General features: G+C 70.6%; 18 protein-coding genes. 10 read left to right on the forward strand and 8 right to left on the reverse strand.

Features of this window, described 5'->3' with window-relative positions:
* Positions 1 to 93 precede the first annotated feature (93 nt).
* A complete protein-coding gene (locus AAHG03_RS08230; RefSeq protein WP_342150091.1) occupies positions 94 to 1437 on the reverse strand; it encodes an APC family permease in 1344 nt (447 codons plus the stop codon).
* A gap of 470 nt (positions 1438 to 1907) precedes the next feature.
* On the opposite strand from AAHG03_RS08230, the gene AAHG03_RS08235 reads away from it, so the two are divergent.
* Positions 1908 to 3683 (forward strand): acetolactate synthase 3 large subunit, encoded by a 1776-nt coding sequence (locus AAHG03_RS08235; protein WP_342150092.1) that lies wholly within the window; start codon positions 1908 to 1910, stop codon positions 3681 to 3683.
* 59 nt (positions 3684 to 3742) lie between these two features.
* Here the strand turns inward: AAHG03_RS08235 and AAHG03_RS08240 are convergent, their stop codons facing one another.
* Positions 3743 to 4612: a methyltransferase domain-containing protein gene (locus tag AAHG03_RS08240; protein ID WP_342150094.1), complete on the reverse strand. Its 870-nt coding sequence runs from the start codon at positions 4610 to 4612 to the stop codon at positions 3743 to 3745.
* A gap of 232 nt (positions 4613 to 4844) precedes the next feature.
* On the opposite strand from AAHG03_RS08240, the gene ilvN reads away from it, so the two are divergent.
* On the forward strand, positions 4845 to 5387 hold the full coding sequence (gene ilvN / locus AAHG03_RS08245) for an acetolactate synthase small subunit (protein WP_342150095.1): 543 nt from the start codon (positions 4845 to 4847) through the stop codon (positions 5385 to 5387).
* A gap of 196 nt (positions 5388 to 5583) precedes the next feature.
* Here ilvN and AAHG03_RS08250 read toward each other — a convergent pair whose 3' ends face one another.
* The 3 genes from AAHG03_RS08250 to AAHG03_RS08260 form a co-directional block, all read right to left on the reverse strand.
* Positions 5584 to 6237: a Crp/Fnr family transcriptional regulator gene (locus tag AAHG03_RS08250; RefSeq protein ID WP_342150097.1), complete on the reverse strand. Its 654-nt coding sequence runs from the start codon at positions 6235 to 6237 to the stop codon at positions 5584 to 5586.
* Between the two features lie 210 nt (positions 6238 to 6447).
* Complete coding sequence (locus tag AAHG03_RS08255) at positions 6448 to 6678, reverse strand: DUF6894 family protein (protein ID WP_342150098.1); 231 nt, start codon at positions 6676 to 6678, stop codon at positions 6448 to 6450.
* 120 nt (positions 6679 to 6798) lie between these two features.
* Positions 6799 to 7728: an oxidoreductase gene (locus AAHG03_RS08260; RefSeq protein WP_342150099.1), complete on the reverse strand. Its 930-nt coding sequence runs from the start codon at positions 7726 to 7728 to the stop codon at positions 6799 to 6801.
* A gap of 229 nt (positions 7729 to 7957) precedes the next feature.
* Between AAHG03_RS08260 and AAHG03_RS08265 the strand changes: the two genes are divergently transcribed.
* Both AAHG03_RS08265 and AAHG03_RS08270 read left to right on the forward strand, forming a co-directional pair.
* Complete coding sequence (locus AAHG03_RS08265; protein WP_091947331.1) at positions 7958 to 8194, forward strand: hypothetical protein; 237 nt, start codon at positions 7958 to 7960, stop codon at positions 8192 to 8194.
* 1 nt (position 8195) lies between these two features.
* Positions 8196 to 8438 (forward strand): BrnA antitoxin family protein, encoded by a 243-nt coding sequence (locus AAHG03_RS08270; protein ID WP_342150100.1) that lies wholly within the window; start codon positions 8196 to 8198, stop codon positions 8436 to 8438.
* Between the two features lie 58 nt (positions 8439 to 8496).
* Here the strand turns inward: AAHG03_RS08270 and AAHG03_RS08275 are convergent, their stop codons facing one another.
* The gene (locus tag AAHG03_RS08275; protein WP_342150102.1) at positions 8497 to 9024 is read right to left on the reverse strand and encodes a hypothetical protein; all 528 of its coding nucleotides are present in this window, start codon (positions 9022 to 9024) and stop codon (positions 8497 to 8499) included.
* Positions 9025 to 9210: 186 nt separating this feature from the next.
* Here AAHG03_RS08275 and argC point away from each other — a divergent pair, with 186 nt between their 5' ends.
* The gene (argC, locus tag AAHG03_RS08280) at positions 9211 to 10152 is read left to right on the forward strand and encodes an N-acetyl-gamma-glutamyl-phosphate reductase (RefSeq protein WP_342150104.1); all 942 of its coding nucleotides are present in this window, start codon (positions 9211 to 9213) and stop codon (positions 10150 to 10152) included.
* 727 nt (positions 10153 to 10879) lie between these two features.
* A complete protein-coding gene (locus tag AAHG03_RS08285; protein WP_342150106.1) occupies positions 10880 to 11401 on the forward strand; it encodes a Ros/MucR family transcriptional regulator in 522 nt (173 codons plus the stop codon).
* Between the two features lie 188 nt (positions 11402 to 11589).
* Here AAHG03_RS08285 and AAHG03_RS08290 read toward each other — a convergent pair whose 3' ends face one another.
* Positions 11590 to 12594 (reverse strand): NUDIX hydrolase, encoded by a 1005-nt coding sequence (locus AAHG03_RS08290; RefSeq protein WP_342150108.1) that lies wholly within the window; start codon positions 12592 to 12594, stop codon positions 11590 to 11592.
* A gap of 146 nt (positions 12595 to 12740) precedes the next feature.
* On the opposite strand from AAHG03_RS08290, the gene AAHG03_RS08295 reads away from it, so the two are divergent.
* Positions 12741 to 12980 (forward strand): hypothetical protein, encoded by a 240-nt coding sequence (locus tag AAHG03_RS08295; RefSeq protein ID WP_342150109.1) that lies wholly within the window; start codon positions 12741 to 12743, stop codon positions 12978 to 12980.
* Positions 12981 to 13043: 63 nt separating this feature from the next.
* Here the strand turns inward: AAHG03_RS08295 and AAHG03_RS08300 are convergent, their stop codons facing one another.
* A complete protein-coding gene (locus tag AAHG03_RS08300; protein ID WP_342150110.1) occupies positions 13044 to 13607 on the reverse strand; it encodes a hypothetical protein in 564 nt (187 codons plus the stop codon).
* A 313-nt stretch (positions 13608 to 13920) separates the two neighbouring features.
* On the opposite strand from AAHG03_RS08300, the gene AAHG03_RS08305 reads away from it, so the two are divergent.
* From AAHG03_RS08305 to AAHG03_RS08315, 3 genes are all read left to right on the forward strand, one after another.
* Entirely contained in the window at positions 13921 to 14592 is a 672-nt protein-coding gene (locus AAHG03_RS08305) for a ParA family protein (RefSeq protein ID WP_342150111.1), read from the forward strand.
* On the forward strand, positions 14576 to 14890 hold the full coding sequence (locus AAHG03_RS08310) for a ribbon-helix-helix domain-containing protein (RefSeq protein ID WP_342150112.1): 315 nt from the start codon (positions 14576 to 14578) through the stop codon (positions 14888 to 14890). The genes AAHG03_RS08305 and AAHG03_RS08310 overlap by 17 nt, the downstream gene beginning before the upstream one ends.
* Before the next feature lie 536 nt (positions 14891 to 15426).
* Entirely contained in the window at positions 15427 to 16725 is a 1299-nt protein-coding gene (locus tag AAHG03_RS08315; protein WP_342150113.1) for a septal ring lytic transglycosylase RlpA family protein, read from the forward strand.
* The last annotated feature ends 168 nt before the right edge of the window (positions 16726 to 16893 follow it).

Raw genomic sequence — 16893 nt, forward strand, 5'->3', positions numbered from 1 at the left:
GGTGGTCCTCGTCGTCTGGGGCTTTCGCCGACCTTGACCGGCAGAACGGGGGTAGGGCCAGCCCGTTCCCCGAAAGTCCGGAAAACTTCGCCGTCAGGGGCGGCGAAGCGATTTCCGAGCCAGCGCCGGATGGACGCGCAGCAGGGCGATCCCCACCGCCATCCAGGCCAGCACGACGAGGGGCCAGAGCGGGCCGGGCCAGCCGGGGAGGGGATAGAGGCTGTTGAACAGCGGCCAGGCGAGCATCAGGCTCCCGGCGAGCCCCACCGCGCACCAGCCCCAGGCCCCGGCGCGGGCGGCGAACACGGCCTGGGCGAGGCCGACGCCCATGTAGACGAGGATCAGCGCTAGCGTCGCGACGGTGGCGAAGGCCTCGCTGAAGGCGCGCGGGCTCACGAAGGTGCCGAAGCCGACGAGGAACACCAGCGTGAGCCCGCCGACGAAGCGCAGCGCCCGGGCCGGGACGCCGTGCACTGGATCGAGCCGGGCGAAGCTCTTGCCGATCCCGCGCGAGGCCAGCGCGTAGAGGACGCGGGCGGCGGCAGCCGCGGTGCCGAGCGCGCAGGCGAGCGAAGAAATGCCGGCCGCCGCGTCGAGGAAGATGCCGTAGCCGCGCGAGACGTAGCGGATCGCGAGCGTATCAAGCGGCGCCGGATCGCGGGCCAGCTCCGCGGTCCGGTCGAGGCCGTAGCCCAGCACCTGCGCGTAGGAGACGAGGCCGTAGAGCAGCGTCGCGACTGCCAGCGAGCCGAGGATCGCGACGGGAATCGCCCGGTGCGGGTCGCGGGTCTCTTCGGCGACGGTCGCCGCGCCCTCGAAGCCCGCGAGCGAGAGCACGGCGAAGACCATGCCGTAGCCGAGCCCCGACAGGCCCCGCTCCGGATCGGGCCGCAGCGGCGCGGCATCGAGCGGCACCTGCACGAGGATGACGATGGCGAGTGCCACGATCGCCAACACGGCCAGCGCCTCGATGACGAGCATCACGGTCGTGGCGAGCCGGATCTCGCGCCCGCCGAGCCCGATCACCGCGACCCCGCCGAGGAAGGCGAGGACGAGCCAGAGCCGCGGATGGTCGAGCCCGAGATGCGCCAGCGCGACCGCCAAAAAACCGCCGACCAGCGCCGTGGCGGAGGCCAGGAACGCGAGGTAGGCGAGCAGCAGCCCCCAGCCGGCGAGAAAGCCGAGCCGGTCGCCGAGCACCGCGCTCACGTAGGAGGCCGCCGAACCGGCGCTGGCGATGCGCCGACTGAAGGCGACGAAGGACAATCCGATCAGCGCCATCGCGGCCCCGCCGACGAGGAAGGCGAGGGGGGCTGCCTGCCCCGCGGCCTGCGCGGCGAGCGGCACGTTGAAGGCCATGGCCAGCGTCGGCGCGATGATCGCCAGCGACAGGACGAAGGCCTGGAAGGCCGAGAGGGTGGGGCGGAACGTCGTCATGGGCGACGAGGCTCGCAAGGACGGCGCCGTGGGGCAAGGTTGCATGGCTCGATTGTGACACGCACCGCCGCCGTCATTCCGGGGCCGCGCAGCGGAACCCGAAATCCACCCGTGATGCACCCTGTACGAAGCGTCGCGGCCAGTCGTGGATTCCGGGTTCGCTTCGCGCCCCGGAATGACGGTGAGGGTCGAATTCGTGGTTCCAAAAACAGATGAAGTCGATTGACGCGGGCTCTCACATCGCTTAATCCGCCCGCCTCACTTCGCGAGACAACCGGCAACGGAATCGACGATGCGCACGGGTCTTATCGTAACGGAAGCGCCACGGAACGGGCGGGCCTGATCGCAGGCCCGAAACACCCGGTCGGTGGCGCATGCAGGGTCCCTTCGGGGCCCTTTTTTGTTGCCGAAACCCAGACGCCCCGAGACATGCAGACAGCGTCACAAAAAACGGATTGATGGAGGAGTCGATGAGCGGCGAGGTCATGACCGGAGCCCAGATGGTCATCCGGGCGTTCCAGGATCAGGGCGTGGACACCCTGTTCGGCTATCCGGGCGGCGCGGTGCTCCCGATCTACGACGCGCTCTTCGACGAGACCACGATCAACCACGTGCTCGTGCGCCACGAGCAGGGCGCGGTCCACGCGGCGGAAGGCTATGCCCGCTCGTCGGGCAAGGTCGGCGTCGTCCTCGTCACGTCCGGCCCCGGCGCCACCAACATCGTCACGGGCCTGACCGACGCGATGCTGGATTCGATCCCGCTGGTCGCCGTCACGGGCCAGGTGCCGACGCACCTGATCGGCTCCGACGCATTCCAGGAATGCGACACGGTCGGCATCACCCGGCACTGCACGAAGCACAATTACCTCGTCAAATCGATCGAGGACCTGCCGCGCATCCTGCACGAGGCGTTCTACGTCGCGAGCCACGGACGGCCGGGCCCCGTCGTCGTCGACCTGCCCAAGGACATCCAGTTCGCCCGGGGCGTCTACAGCCGCCCGAGCGACAACGGCCACAAGACCTACAACCCGCCTGTCAAGGGTGATTCCGAAAAGATCCGCGCCGCCGTCGAACTGATGGCGGGCGCGCGCCGTCCGGTCTTCTACACCGGCGGCGGCGTCATCAATTCGGGGCCGCACGCCTCGAAGCTGCTGCGCGAGCTCGTTGCCGAGACGGGCTTCCCGGTCACGTCCACGCTGATGGGCCTGGGCGCCTTCCCGGCCTCGGACGACAAGTTCCTCGGGATGCTGGGCATGCACGGCACCTACGAGGCCAACCTCGCGATGCACGATTGCGACGTGATGATCTGCGTCGGCGCCCGCTTCGACGACCGCATCACCGGCCGCCTCGACGCCTTCGCGCCGCACTCGAAGAAGATCCACATCGACGTCGATGCCTCCTCGATCAACAAGGTCGTCAAGGTCGATGTCGGCATCCTCGGCGATTGCGCAGCGGTGCTGGAGGAGATGCTGGCGCAGTGGCGCGCGCTGCCCAAGCAACCCGACCAGAGCCGCCTGACCGACTGGTTCAACACGATCACCCGCTGGAAGGCGCGCGACTGCCTCGCCTATTGGCCCTCGGGCACGATCATCAAGCCGCAATACGCGGTGCAGCGGCTCTACGAGGCGTGCAAGGACCGCAAGACCTTCGTCACGACCGAGGTCGGCCAGCATCAGATGTGGGCGGCGCAGTACTTCAAGTTCGACGAGCCGAACCGCTGGATGACCTCCGGCGGCCTCGGCACCATGGGCTACGGCCTGCCCGCCGCCATCGGCACGCAGCTCGCCAACCCGGACGGGCTCGTCATCGACATCGCGGGCGAGGCATCGATCCTTATGAACATGCAGGAGCTGTCCACGGCGGTGCAGTATCGCCTGCCGGTCAAGATCTTCATCCTGAACAACGAGTACATGGGCATGGTGCGGCAGTGGCAGGAGCTGCTGCACGGCTCGCGCTACTCGCAGAGCTACTCGGAGAGCCTGCCGGACTTCGTGAAGCTGGCGGAAGCCTACGGCGCCAAGGGCATCCGCTGCGAGAAGCCGGGCGAGCTCGACGCGGCGATCAAGGAGATGCTCGACTACGACGGGCCGGTCATCTTCGACTGCGTCGTGGACAAGACCGAGAACTGCTTCCCGATGATCCCGTCGGGCAAGGCGCACAACGAGATGCTGCTGTCGGACTACCTCGGCGAGACCGGGGTCGAACTCGGCGACGTCATCTCGGCCGAGGGCAAGATGCTGGTCTGATCGCAGCCCCTCGCGAACGAGGGCGATCCGCCATGCACGGCTTGTCCCAGCCGGACGCCTCAGGGCGTCCGGCGCCGCCCGAGGGCTGCGGCGAGGCGGGCGCCGAGCCGCGGCTTCGGCAGCGCGTCGTGCCGACGCGGGTTGAGCCGCGGCACGGAGGCCGCGCGCTCGGCCGGCGACCACGCGGCGCGCTTGCGCAGGAGCACGAAGAACTCGTCCTCCCGCGCCCGCGTCGGCTCCAGCGCCGCGCATTCGAACGGCAGCAGGCCGAGATCCAGCACCTCTTCGAGCACGACCGCGAAGCTGAACGGCGTGAAGACCGAGCAGTGCACGTCGGTGTAGCTGCCGTCGCGGGCGATCCGCTCGACCGCCTCGAACGCCGCGGCCGGGCCGCCGGTCAACGGCCGCATCGCCACGGGGCGGCCCTGCCAGACCGCGGCGCGGTCGATCGCGGAGGCGCGGGCGAAATGCTCGTAGACGATCCCGAGCGGCGGCCGGCGCAGGCCGGCCAGACGCGCGGCGACGAGCGCGCCGACGCTGGTGGGGCTGCGGAAGTGGTCGAAGGTGAAGCGCTTGTCCGGCACGATCAGGCAGAACACGCCGCCCTCGCGCAGGACGCTGGCCGCTTCCGCGAGCCAGCCGAGCGGGTCGGGGATGTGCTCGACGACGTGCGAGGCGACGATGTAATCGACCGGGCCGCGCGCCCCCAAAGCCGCGGGCAACCCGCCTTCGCCGAGCACGATGTCTACGGGGACGATGCCGTCGATGCCCGCGGGCCCCAGCGTCGGATGCTGGCGGTAATGGTGCCGCAGGGCGTCGGTCGGCATGTGGTCGGCGTAGAGCACGTCACCATCGCTCTTGAGGACGAGCGGGTGGGCGAGGGGGCCGATCTCGACGCCGGTTCGTCCGCGCGGCAGGACGAGATTCAAGACACGCTGGCGCCGATCCATGGCGGGGCCGGTATCACGCCGCCGGGAGGCGGGTCCAGCATCAAGCACCGCCGTCGATCCGGGCGATGGTGCCGTATTCCGGGCGCAAAGAGCGCCCCGCGAAGCGGCCTCGGCGCAAGCCGAGGCGTCTAGCGAAGCGAGAAGCCTAAGGTCGCGGATGCGACCGCCGGCGCTTGAGGCCGGAGTAAAGAGAAAGACGAGGAACGCGCCCATGAACGCCATGAACACCCACTACCCCGAGCCCACCCGGATCGAGCCGGTCAACCGCCACACCCTCGCGGTGATCGTGGACAACGAGCCCGGCGCGCTCGCCCGCATCGCTGGCCTGTTCTCGGGCCGCGGCTACAACATCGAGAGCCTGACCGTCTCCGAGACGGAAGAGGCGCGCCACATCTCGCGCATCACCATCGTGACCGCCGGCACCAACGCGGTGATCGACCAGATCAAGGCGCAGCTCGACCGGCTCGTCCCGGTCCACCGCGTCGTCGACCTGACGCTTCAGGGGCAGGCGCTGGAGCGCGAGCTATGCCTCGTGAAGGTCGTCGGCCTTGGCGAGCACCGCAGCGAGGCGCTGCGCCTGGCCGCCGCTTTCGGTGCCCGGACCCTCGACGCGACGCTCAATTCCTTCGTGTTCGAGCTGACCGGCTCGACCGAGGAGATCGACCGCTTCATCCGGCTGCTGACCGTGATCGGCCTCGTGGAGATCTCCCGCACCGGCATCGCTGCGATGGCGCGTGGTTCGGAGCCGCTGTAGGGCCCTGTGCGCCGGCTCCGGCGACCGCATCAAACACCACCGTCATTCCGGGGCGCCGCAGGCGAACCCGGAATCCACGACTGGCCGCGACGCATCGTTCAGCGTCGCATCACGGGTGGATTCCGGGTTCCGCTACGCGGCCCCGGAATGACGGCGGGGAGGATCGGCAGGGTATCCGTCGGCGATCCGCCGCGCCTCAGCCGGCCGCCTTTCCCAGATGCAGATAACTCGGGTCGAACTCCGCCGCCTCGCTCAGGCCGTCCCAGTCGTGGATGGTCAGCATGCGGTTCTGGAGGGTGATGAGGCCGGCCCGGCGCAGGGCGCCGAGCGTCCGGGTGATGTGGACCGAGGTCAGGCCCATCGCGTCGGCGAGGTCGGTCTGCCGCAGCGGCATCGGCGAGTGGCGCGATTCGGCCAAGCCCACCGCGCGCTGGCGCAGATGCAGTTCGCAGAAGAGGTGCGCGGTGCGGCCATAGGCCGAGCGCCGGCCCATGGCGGTGACCCAGCCGCGGAACAGGGCCGCGTCGATCATCGTCTCGCGCCAGAGGATCGCGGCGAGGTCGGGCAGGCGGGCGGTCTGCTCGCGCAGGACCTCGTGCGGGATCATCGCGACCGTGCAGGGCGTCACCGCCGCGAGGCTGTGGTCCATCACGCCGAGATGGAGGCTCTGCAGGTCCGGCATGTCGCCCGCGACGTGGAAGGCGATGATCTGGCGCCCGCCGCCGGGCAGGAGCTTGAAGCGGCACAGCCAGCCCTCGATCAAAGCGGCGCAGTGGCCGGGCCGGTCGCCGTCGCGGATGATGTCCTGGCTGGGCTCGAAACTCTTCAGCGTGAACGGCAGCTCGCTCAACGCACGGATCACCCTGTCCGAGGGGTCTGCCGTGCTCTTCAATCGGCGGATGAGGGGCTGCACGATAGGGTCAGACGTCACGGACATGAGGCGTTGAGGGCGGATACTCGACGGATGGGCTGCGGCAAAGACCGTGACCGGTCGTGAGCTTTGCGCGATCGTCCCGGCCTTGAGAAGCCGGATCGGCCCGCGCCCACAGGCGGCGACGGCTCAGGTCGGCTGGCTGACCCGGAAATCGAGGTGGAACAGCACGCGCCGCGCCTCGTCGGTGGCTTCGAGGTGCCAGGAATCGCCGAAGCCGAGACGGTGGCCGCATTCCTCCAGCAGGGCGCCGGCATAGCGGATCGCCATGCACCGGGCGGTGTCGAGATCGGGCAGGTCGGTGCCCTCGTCGTCCTGGAGGTTCGTACCGTCCTGCACGTTGAAGAAGTAGCGGGGCATGGGCGCTTCCTGCGGGCGCGTCGTGGCAAGCGCGAGGGGTGCCCGCGCGCTCCATCTGCCGGGCAATTAAATGGCGCGCAAGTCATTTTTACGGCGCGATCGCGACATCACACCGGGAACTCACAGCGCGAACCGCACCCCGGTCATCGCCTCCGACATCGCCCAGAGCCGCGCGGCGTCCGCTTCGTCGCTCGCATGCGGGAAGATGCGGGCGGGCTTCGGGGCGCCGCGGGCCTCGCGCAGGCCGTCGGGGCCGTAATAGCCGCCGCCGCGGGCCTCCGGCGCGGTGGCGGCGTAGAGCGTCGGCAGGGCGCCGCGCGACGCCGCCTGGCCGACGAGGGCGAACAGGAAGCGCCCAACAGCCTGCTGGAACGCCTCGGCCCGGTCGCCGCGGCGAAAGACGTCGGTGAGCGCCAGCCCCGGATGGGCGGCGAGCGCCCGCTCCGGCCGGCCGGCGCGACGCAGGCGCCGCTCCAGTTCGAGGGCGAACATCAGCATTGCCAGCTTGGTCTGGCGGTAGGCCTTCTGCGGGCCGTAGCCGGCGCGCCAATGCGGATCATCGAACCGGATTTTTCCGCTGCGATGGGCGAGGCTCGCAACAGTGACGATGCGGGTGTCGGGGGAGGGGCAAAGCATCGGCAGCAGCAGGCCGGTGAGGGCGAAGTGGCCGAGATAGTTCGTGGCGAGCTGGCGCTCGAACCCGTCCTCGCTCTCTTCCCGCGTCGGCACCGCGGCGATGCCGGCGTTGAGGATCAGGAGGTCGAGGCTCTCGCCCTCCTTGCGCAGGGTCTCGGCGCAGGCGCGCACGCTGGCGAGGCGGGCGGTGTCGATCTCGCGCACCGTGAGGTCCGCGCGGGGATGAACCTCAGTGATCGCCTCTGCCGTGCGCGCGCCCTTGGCGGGGTCGCGCACCGCCAGCACCACCCGCGCGCCCGCACCCGCGAGCGCCAGGGCGGTCTCGTAGCCGATGCCGGAACTCGCCCCCGTCACCAGGGCGACGCGGCCCGCCTGCGGGGGGATGTCGGCGCTCGTCCAATCGCGGTCGGCCATCGGACGTCCTCCTGTTCTGCGTATCCGCCACCGAGACGGGCCGATCTTCAGGGGATAACCCGCCCCGCGCCGGGCGAATTGGTCTTCCCCGTCGCTTTCGTGCTAATCCGTTGGGCGTCCCGACGATCCTGTCCGCGGACCGCTGCCGCCCGTGGCGTGGTGCCTCCCCGCCGGGCCGCCGCCTGCCGACGCTTCACACGCGGCACGACCCTCATCGAAAGACCCTTTCATGAGCGACGACACAGACGCCAAGACCCGCGCCGCCGAGCGCGCGGAGCGGTCCGAGCGCATGGCGCGCGAAGGGGCGCAGGCGATGGCCGAGCACCTCGCCTCCGTCAAGGCCGTGGACGAACGCACCGTGCGCCTGCGGGCGCTGCGCCTCGCCAAGGAGGCCGAGGAGGCCGCCGCCAAGGCCGCCGAGCCGCCGCCCCCGCCCAAGCGCAGCCGCAAGAAGGTCGCGGGCTGACATGGCCATGGACCGCAGCCGCCGCCCGAGCGACCCGCGTCAGGCCGCCGAGGCCGCGTTCAAGGCCGTGACCCGGAAGACGCCCGAGGCGCCCCCGGCTCCGCCCGCGCCGGTGGCCATCCCCGGCGCGCGCGAGAGCGTGTCCCTGCGCATCGACCGGGCCGTGCTGGAGCATTTCCAGAAGGACGGCCCGGGCTGGCAGGACCGCATCAACGCCGCCCTGAAGGCGGCTGCGGGTCTCTGAAGCATCGGCCCAAAAGGTGGTTGCCGGCTTTTGGAAAAAGCCGATGCGATGAGACGATTTAGGCGAGCGCGCGCTCCAGTTCGCCCTTGCTCATCTTCGAGCGGCCGGGAATGTCCTGCTTGCGCGCCCGGCCCATCAACTCCGCCTTGGTCGTGCCGCCGCGGTCGGCCGTCTTCCCCGACTTGCCGCCGGTCTTGCGGGCCGAGGCGGCCTTCTCGGCGACGTCCGCGGGCTGCTTCGAGTGCTGCTTGCCCTTGGCGCTGTCGGCGCGCTTCTTTTCGGTCGAGCGCTTGTACTCGGAATCCGAGAGCTTTTCGCGGGCCTTCTTGGGCAGGTAGCGCTCGCCGGTCTTGCCGCTCTCCTTGCCCGACTTCGTGCCCCACTCCTCGTCGGTCCACTGCTTGAGGCTGTTGTCGTCGGTCTTCTTGCCCTCGTAGCCGCCGCCCTCCTTCTTGTATTCGGAGGTCGCCATCTGCGCCTTGCGGGCCGACCATTGGCCGGGCTTGCCGCCCTTGGAGGATTTCGTGACCTCCTTCTTCACCTTGTCCCACAGCTTCGGGTCGGTTTTCTTCGCGCTCTCGGCCATCATCGGTCTCCGGGTCGGATCATCGATATTCGGCTGTCAACAGGAGGCCGTAGGGACGGTTCCGCGCCGGCCCCTCCGCGGCAGTGGACAGGCCGGGCGTCACAGGCGTTGACAGGCGCGCGCGGAGCTTCCACCTGCGCGGCCAGCAGATGAGGCGGCCGGACACCCGGCCGAGCGAGGATCGCGATGTCGCAGGCGAGCAAGCCGAAGGTGTTCATCGACGGCGAGGCCGGCACGACCGGTCTCGGCATCCGCGAGCGTCTGGAGCGCGACGGCCGCGTCACCGTGGTCAGCATCCCGCACGAGAGCCGCAAGGACCCGAGCGCCAAGCGGGCGATCCTCGAAAGCGTCGATCTCGCGGTGCTGTGCCTGCCCGACGATGCCTCGCGCGAGACCGCGCAGCTCGCCGACGCGCTGCCCCAGGGCGGCCCGAAGCTGCTCGATGCGAGCACCGCGCACCGCGTCGCGGAAGGCTGGGCCTACGGCTTCGCCGAGCTGACCCGCGATCAGGCCGGGATCATCCGCGCCGCCCGCCGGGTCGCCAATCCCGGCTGCTACCCGACCGGGGCCATCGCCCTGCTGCGCCCGCTCATCGAGGCCGGGCTGATCGCGCCCGACACGGCGATCAGCGTCAACGCGGTGAGCGGCTATAGCGGCGGCGGCAAGGGCATGATCGAGGCCTACGAGGCCGGCCGCGCCCCGGCCTTCGAGCTCTACGGCCTCGGCTTCGGTCACAAGCACCTGCCCGAGTTGCAGACCTATGCCGGCCTGACGCGGCGGCCGATCTTCATCCCCTCGGTCGGCAATTTCCGCCAGGGCATGCTGGTCAGCATCCCGCTCCATCTCGACGCGCTCCCCGCCCGCCCGGCGCCGGGCGATCTGGAGGCCGCGCTGAGCGCGTGGTACGCCGGTTCGGATCAGGTTCGGGTGGTGCCCGGCGCCGAGGACGGCGCCCACCGTGAGCGGATCGAGCCCGAGGCGCTCAACGACACCGACCGGCTCGAACTGCGGGTGTTCGGCTCCGACAGCCACCGCCAGGCCGTGCTCGTCGCCCGCCTCGACAACCTCGGCAAGGGTGCATCGGGCGCCGCGGTACAGAACCTGGGGCTGATGCTCGGACTCGATTGAGCGGGGGCTCTCTCCACTCGATCGCTGTCGATCTCCGCCGTCGTTGCGAGGTGGAACCGAAGCCATCCGGAGCGCCGCACGTTTTGGATGGATCGTGCGGGCGAACATGCTGTTCGGACACACTCGCTTCATCCGTCCACGGGGCGCTCTGGATCGCGTCCGTTTCGCCTCGCCATGACGGGGTGAGGTGGATTCGCCGACGCGACACGTCGGAACACGTCGCCCCGTCCGCGGCCGGCGTCCGACCGTCGTCCCGGGCCGCCCGGCTCCGTGCGCTCGCCCGACGCGACCGCACCGCAAAACCTTTCCCGGGAAATCCACAGAAAATACGTAAGCATGCGGCAGCCTGCCGCATATCGGTGCGTGTATCGCCGCGATGCGGTCAGGCATCCGCACCCGACGCCGTGCCGTGATCGCCCGGCCGCGCAGCCAATCGGCCGCGGATTTTCAAGTCGTTGAGAAATCGCGTCTTTTTCCGAACGCAACCGATCCGTCTTAACATTTGCAATATTCGCGCTCGCTGCCGATCTCTCCTGACCGGGCATACGAGATATCGCCGAATACACCTCCACGGCTCTTCAGCCCAGCACGACTCAGGTCAGATACACCCCTCCGCCTCGATTTCCCTGGTCATACAACCGCGCCAGCAACGCCGAACTGACTTGCTCTGCGCCGATGCTGAGCTTACCGTCATTCAAGTAATCCCTCCGACCGAGAAGACAGCGCCATGGACACCACCGAACAGGATGCGGAAACCGCGCGCCTCATCACGTTGGCCGCGGATGTCGTCTCGGCCTATGTCAGCAACAATCACGTCCAGAGCGCCGACCTGCCGCGCCTGATCGGCGACGTGCACGAGGCGATCCGCTCGGTCACGGTCAGCGCCAAGCCCGCCGACAGCGGCCCGCCCAAGGCGACGCCGCAGGAGATCCGCAAGTCGATCAGCCACGACTTCCTGATCTCGTTCGAGGACGGCAAGCCGTACAAGACGCTGCGCCGCCACCTGACCCTGCGCGGCCTGTCGCCCGAGGCCTACCGGGCCAAGTGGGGTCTGCCGAACGACTACCCGATGACCTCGGCGAGCTATTCCGAGCAGCGCTCCGAACTCGCCCGCGCGCTCGGCCTCGGCCAGCAGCGCCGCCGCCCCGACGGCGAGACCGTCTCCGAGGCGCCCGCCGCCGAGCCGGAGGCCGAAGAGGCCGCCCCGGCCAAGAAGCCCCGCGCCCCGCGGAAGAAGAAAGAGGCTTGAGGCTCGGATCGTCGGGATCGATCCGGCCTTAAGCTGTCGTTTCTCCTATCCTCACCCTCATCCTGAGGTGCGAAGCGTAGCGAAGCCTCGAAGGAGGGCTCCATGGATCGCGCGATCCGCTGGAGCCCTCCTTCGAGGCCCGCTACGCGGGCACCTCAGGATGAGGGGTTGGGTGGGAAAACGGGCGTTCAGCCCGGCCGGCGCGTCGGCGTGAGTCGCACGCCCGGCGCCGGACGTTCCAGCAGCACCTCGCGGCGGAAGCGGACCAGCCGGGCCGGGCGCCCGGCATTGCCGCTCGTCACGTCCTCGGTCTCCTCGACGAGGCCCTGCTGCGCCACGAGGCGGCGGAAATTCTGCTTGTGCAGCCGCGTGCCCGACAGCGCCTCGACCGTGCGCTGGAGCTGGAGCAGGGTGAAGGCGGGCGGCATCAGCTCGAACACCACCGGGCGATACTTGATCTTGCCGCGCAGCCGCCCGATCGCGGTGGCGAGCACCCGGCGATGGTCGAGCGCCATCGGCTGGCCGGTCACGGCCGCATCGTCCGGCACCGCCGCGCCGGCCTGCCCGCGCGCCTCCGGGATCAGCCCGGCCTCGAACAGAAGCTCGTAGCGCTCCAGCACCCGCTCCTCGTTCCAGGCGCCGCCCAGACCGAAACTGAGGCCGACCCGGTCCTCGCGCAGGCGCCGCAGCTTGGCATCCGAGCCCTTGGCGACCCAGTCCATCAGCCGCGGCTCGATCGCGGCCAGCGCCTCGGGGCGGCCCTCGCGAAAATCCTCCCAGGGCAGGTAGCGGTACCAGTTGCGCCACGCGGCTTCCGCGAGGCCGGCCGGGCGCAGCTCGCGCACCAGGGCGAGATAGGCGACCGACAGCAGGTGGACGCCGCGCCCGCCGCCGTCGCGGTCGCGGTCGCCGAAGGTGTAGAGCTGCTCGACATAGCCGAGGCGCTGGTGGGTCTGCTGCTCGACCCAGGCGCGCAGGCCCCGCTCCAGGGTGGCGTGCTCGGGCACGAGCGGACCGGCCGGCAGGGCGGTGCTGCGGCCAGCGGCCTGACCCGCCGCCTGCACGGTCAGCGCCCGCGGCTCGCCGTCGGTGGCCGCGACGATGACGGCGACGAGCCCCACCGTCGAGGCGTTGGCGGCGCGATCAGAACCCTCCGCGGCGAGGGCGGCCACACCCGGTTCGGCCGTGCTCATCCCTCGGCCCCGATATCTCCGACAGCCCCGGATCGTCCGAGGCGCCCCGCTCATGCCGGATCGGGACCGGCACCGTCAACGTGAGGAGCGGCGGTGCCGATCGAACCGGACAAGTGCCTGATCGACAGGCGGGACACGGCGGGTCCATGCTCCTCGCGATCGGAGGCAAGAGCACGATGGACGACCGAGATGACGAAATCCTCCAGGCGCTCGCCTGGATGGTCGATCAGTACCTGTCCCGCGGAGACGGCAGCTTGGACAACGACGCCATGTCGGCCGGAGAGTTGGCGATGGAGGTTCTCGCGAACCGCAGCTTGGTCGAGCTCGAAAACTCCCGCATCGGCCGATGGACGCAGGCCGGACGGGATTTCCTGGCCGTGGACTGATCGTTTCCTTCACGGAAAGCTCCTTCCGGCGAACGGTGGCGGCGCAAGACTGCGCCGATCCGCCTAATGCACCGGCCCGCCTGTGCCGCGCAGGCGGCGGGCGACCTCGTGGCCGACCTCTGTGGCGACCTCATCGACGAGGCGGGCGAGCGGCGGGTTGCGCAGGCCTGCCACCAGCCCCTTCATCGCGACGGCGTGGTCGGCGAGGCGGTTGGCGCGGCGCTGGTCGCGCCAGTCCGCTGGGCCATCGGCGCGGCCCTCGGTCAGGTCGAAGGCGAGGCCTTGCGTCGCCCGCGCGCCCGACGCCGGGTCGCGGGCGCAGCGGCCCATCAGCCGGAGCCAGCGCGGCCCGCCGGGGCCGGGGCGTGTGCGGAACTCCGCCTCGAACGGGCAGCCGTCCTGGCCCGCCGCCCGCAGCACGTTCTCCAGTCGCAGTGCGTCTTCCGGCTCGATCCGGGCGAGCGCCACGCCCAGCGGCGCGCCCGTGGTCTCCGCCTCGGACAGCGACAGCAGGCGCGCAAGGGCGGGCGCGAGGGCGAGCCGGTCGGTGTCCGGATCGTGCGCCCAGGCGCCGATGCAGGCGGAATGGACGAACGCCGTCGCGAAATCGGGATGGAAATCGGCCATGACGTCACCGGAACGATACGGACGTGCGGGTACGCCGCACGGAGCCCGAGGCCCCGCCCGTCCGACGAAGAAACTTGAGGTAAATTCAAGCGGTCGAATCCGCCCGCTAAAAACCTTAGCGTCATATGATATCTCGCGTAAAGCGTTCAGTGCGCGAGGCCAGTTGTATCAACTTGAAGTATGATTCCGCCGCGGGCCGCGGGACCGGCGCTCTTAACGGCCGGTTAACCATGTTGGGATGAGATCGCGGATCAGGGCATCCCGGCATCACAGGACGGACACGTCCGGGCCGGCCCCCGCCAGGGGCTTCACGATGAAAGCGATCACGTTCGTCACGCAGAAGGGCGGCAGCGGCAAGAGCACGCTGTGCATCTCACTGGCGGTCGCCGCCCAGGAGGCGGGCCACAGCGTCTGCATCCTGGAGATGGACCGTCAGGCCACCATCACCGACTGGCTCGACCACCGCACCGCCGAGGGGCCGGAGGTCGCCCAGATCGACGCGACCCAGATCGACGCCGTGATGGAGCGGCTGGCCGAGTCGGCCTTTGACTACGTCTTCATCGACACGCCCGGCGTCGATTCCACCGGCACGCTCTCGGCGATCCGCGCGGCCGACCTCTGCATCATCCCCTGCCGCCCGACCCCTGCGGACCTGCGCGCGTTCAAGCCGACGCTCGCGGCGGTCTACCGGCTGGAGAAGAAGTTCGCCTTCGTGCTGAACCAGACCCCGCCGCGCTCCTACCGCATCCGCGACGCGGCCGATGGGCTCGCGGTGCTCGGCATCCTGCCCGACGTCAACGTCGTCGCCCGCACCGACCATCAGGACGCCATCGGCGTCGGCCAGGGGGTGACCGAGTTTAACCCGAAGGGCCAGGCTGCGGGCGAGGTGCGTCGCCTCTGGAGCTGGATCGAGCGGCGGATGCAGGCGGCGCGCCCGCTGACGGGCCGGATGAAGGCGGCGGGCGGCCATGTCCAGGCCGCCTAAGCTCAGCCTCGCCTCGATCGTCGCGGAGGCGACCCCGAAGCCGGTCCGCCCGCCGAGCGCCGAGATCGTCACCCTCGACCGCGCGGCGGCCCCGCCCGCGGCGGCTGCCGGCACGCTCAAGCAGCGCGCCAAGCAGATGTCGGTCTATCTCGAACCGCCGGTCTACGACCAGCTGCGCGACTTGGCCTACGCCGAGCGCACCAAGATGCACGGCCTGATGCTGGAGGCGCTCGACCTGCTGTTCAAGCAGCGCGGGGCACGCTCGATCGAGCAAATCCTGGGGGAGAAGCCGCGCTGACGGGGGAGGGGCCTCGCCCTTCTCGCCCGGATTCTTTCGTCTGAGAAGGGCGACACGCGACGGCGTCCGCCCCACGCCTTCATTGCGAGGCGAAGCCGAAGCAATCCAGGGCGCGCGGTACCCGGAAAGCGCGAGACCGTGCCGACGAAACGGCTCGCGCGTGACTCCTCCGGAGCCTGCGGAGCGCTGGATTGCTTCGGCTCCGCCTCGCAATGACGGGGAGGCGCGGGGCCGGCGCGTCCACACCGTACCGTCCTGAGTGCCGCGTCGACCGACGCTGGCCCGAAACAGCTCACGAACCGTTGCAAAACTCCGGCACCGCCGGGCTTTTCCCAACCGCCGCAACCCGTTGTCCCCACCTTCCCGCGGACCCCGCCCGCTTCCGCCCCGTCCGTTCAGCCTTCCTTTACCGCGTCCGGACGATCCTCTGGGGACGGTCGGGCGCGTGATGTCCAGCCGTGAGCGTGATCCCGACGGCCCCGCTTCCTGCGGTCGGAGGGAGCCCTGTGGCGTAGAGCGGGAAGCGGGCGGGCAACATGGCGGGTGTCAGGACGGCCGGATTCCTTCCGGCGCAGCGTTCCCTGCTGGGTTCCTTGCCCGCTGGGCGCCTGCTCGCGGCCTGCGCGGTGGCGCTGCTCGCCGCCAACTGCGCCAACAAGCCCCCGCAATTCGCCGGCGCGGCCCCGTCCTCGGGCAACGGCATCGATCCGAAATACGGCGTGCGGGCGAGCCGGCGCGTCTACAACGAGGGCGACACGATCCCGAAAGGGGGCGGGCGCCGCTTCTCGGGCAAGCCCTACGTCGTGGCCGGCAAGACCTACGTGCCGCGCGAGGACGCCCGCGGCTATGTCCGCGAGGGGCTGGCCTCGTGGTACGGCAGCGCTTTCCACGGCCGCGTGACGGCCAACGGCGAGGTGTTCGACCGCAACTCCATCGCCGCCGCCCACCCGACCCTGCCGCTGCCGAGCTACGTCCGGGTGACGAACCTCGACAACGGCTACTCGATGATGCTGCGCGTCAACGACCGCGGCCCCTACCACGCCGGCCGCGTCATGGACGTGTCGGAGGAAGCCGCCCGCGCCCTCAACTTCCACCGCCGCGGCACCGCGCGGGTGCGCATCGAATACGCCGGCAAGGCCTCGATCGCCGGCAGCGACGACCGCAAGCTGCTGGCGACGCTGCGCACCGACGGCAGCCCCGCCTCGATCGGCCGCGCGCCGGTGATGATGGCCGATCTCGGCCCCTCCGAGCCCGAGGCCGCCCCCGAGCGGTTCGAGCGCCCGACCCGCGCGCTCGCGTTCAAGCCCGCCGAGGAGCGCGACGACGCGCCCGAGGCCGCCCCCGCCCCGCGCCCGGCCCGGCCCGCGCCGCTCATGCTGGCGAGCGCGGCCAACGTCGCCGTGCCGGCCGCCGTGCAGCCGACCGCCGCCCGCGCCGCCCCGTTCCGGCACGTGGCCGCGGCGCCCCCCGTCGCCCCGGCGGCCCGCGAGCCGCACCGGGCGATGACCGAGACGAAGAACGGGGCGCCCGCCGGCCATCGCGACGCCCCCTTACGCCTCGCCCCGCCGCCGCTGCGGCTGGCCGCCGCCCCGCTCAAGGTGACGCCGCCCGCCGTCCCGGTGCGCGCGACGACCGTGGCCGCCAAGGCGCCGGCCCGCCCCGCGGCGCCGGAGCCCGCCTCGAAGATGGCGGCGATGCCGTCCTCCTCGAAGCTCGCCATCGCCCGCCTCGCCGCCGTTTCCGCCGGACCGGCCAAGCCCGCGGCCCCCGCCGCCGCACCGGCCAAGGCGCCGGCGAAGACCTCGGCGCGCTCGAAGGTGGCAGGCGTCTACTGACCGCCCGCCGGGCGCGCGGGACCGCCCGCGCTCATCCCATCCTCCCCCTCATCCTGAGGTGCAGCAGCGAAGCGGAGGCCTCGAAGGAGGGCTCCAGGGATCGCTGAGCGAGCTGGAACCCTCCTTCGAGGCCCGCTGACGCGGGCGCCTCAGGATGAGGGGGGTTGG

It is taken from the genome of Methylorubrum subtropicum, from assembly GCF_038442325.1.
GTDB lineage: Bacteria > Pseudomonadota > Alphaproteobacteria > Rhizobiales > Beijerinckiaceae > Methylobacterium > Methylobacterium subtropicum.

Bases quoted from the DNA above. Each gene is read 5' to 3' on its own strand.
- AAHG03_RS08255 (WP_342150098.1), bottom strand. From the start codon at position 6,678: ATGCCCCGCTACTTCTTCAACGTGCAGGACGGTACGAACCTCCAGGAC.
- AAHG03_RS08270 (WP_342150100.1), top strand. From the start codon at position 8,196: ATGGCCATGGACCGCAGCCGCCGCCCGAGCGACCCGCGTCAGGCCGCC.
- AAHG03_RS08260 (WP_342150099.1), bottom strand. From the start codon at position 7,728: ATGGCCGACCGCGATTGGACGAGCGCCGACATCCCCCCGCAGGCGGGC.
- AAHG03_RS08300 (WP_342150110.1), bottom strand. From the start codon at position 13,607: ATGGCCGATTTCCATCCCGATTTCGCGACGGCGTTCGTCCATTCCGCC.
- AAHG03_RS08310 (WP_342150112.1), top strand. From the start codon at position 14,576: ATGTCCAGGCCGCCTAAGCTCAGCCTCGCCTCGATCGTCGCGGAGGCG.
- AAHG03_RS08285 (WP_342150106.1), top strand. From the start codon at position 10,880: ATGGACACCACCGAACAGGATGCGGAAACCGCGCGCCTCATCACGTTG.
- AAHG03_RS08230 (WP_342150091.1), bottom strand. From the start codon at position 1,437: ATGACGACGTTCCGCCCCACCCTCTCGGCCTTCCAGGCCTTCGTCCTG.
- AAHG03_RS08290 (WP_342150108.1), bottom strand. From the start codon at position 12,594: ATGAGCACGGCCGAACCGGGTGTGGCCGCCCTCGCCGCGGAGGGTTCT.
- argC (WP_342150104.1), top strand. From the start codon at position 9,211: ATGTCGCAGGCGAGCAAGCCGAAGGTGTTCATCGACGGCGAGGCCGGC.
- AAHG03_RS08275 (WP_342150102.1), bottom strand. From the start codon at position 9,024: ATGGCCGAGAGCGCGAAGAAAACCGACCCGAAGCTGTGGGACAAGGTG.
- ilvN (WP_342150095.1), top strand. From the start codon at position 4,845: ATGAACGCCATGAACACCCACTACCCCGAGCCCACCCGGATCGAGCCG.
- AAHG03_RS08265 (WP_091947331.1), top strand. From the start codon at position 7,958: ATGAGCGACGACACAGACGCCAAGACCCGCGCCGCCGAGCGCGCGGAG.
- AAHG03_RS08305 (WP_342150111.1), top strand. From the start codon at position 13,921: ATGAAAGCGATCACGTTCGTCACGCAGAAGGGCGGCAGCGGCAAGAGC.
- AAHG03_RS08235 (WP_342150092.1), top strand. From the start codon at position 1,908: ATGAGCGGCGAGGTCATGACCGGAGCCCAGATGGTCATCCGGGCGTTC.
- AAHG03_RS08315 (WP_342150113.1), top strand. From the start codon at position 15,427: ATGGCGGGTGTCAGGACGGCCGGATTCCTTCCGGCGCAGCGTTCCCTG.
- AAHG03_RS08295 (WP_342150109.1), top strand. From the start codon at position 12,741: ATGCTCCTCGCGATCGGAGGCAAGAGCACGATGGACGACCGAGATGAC.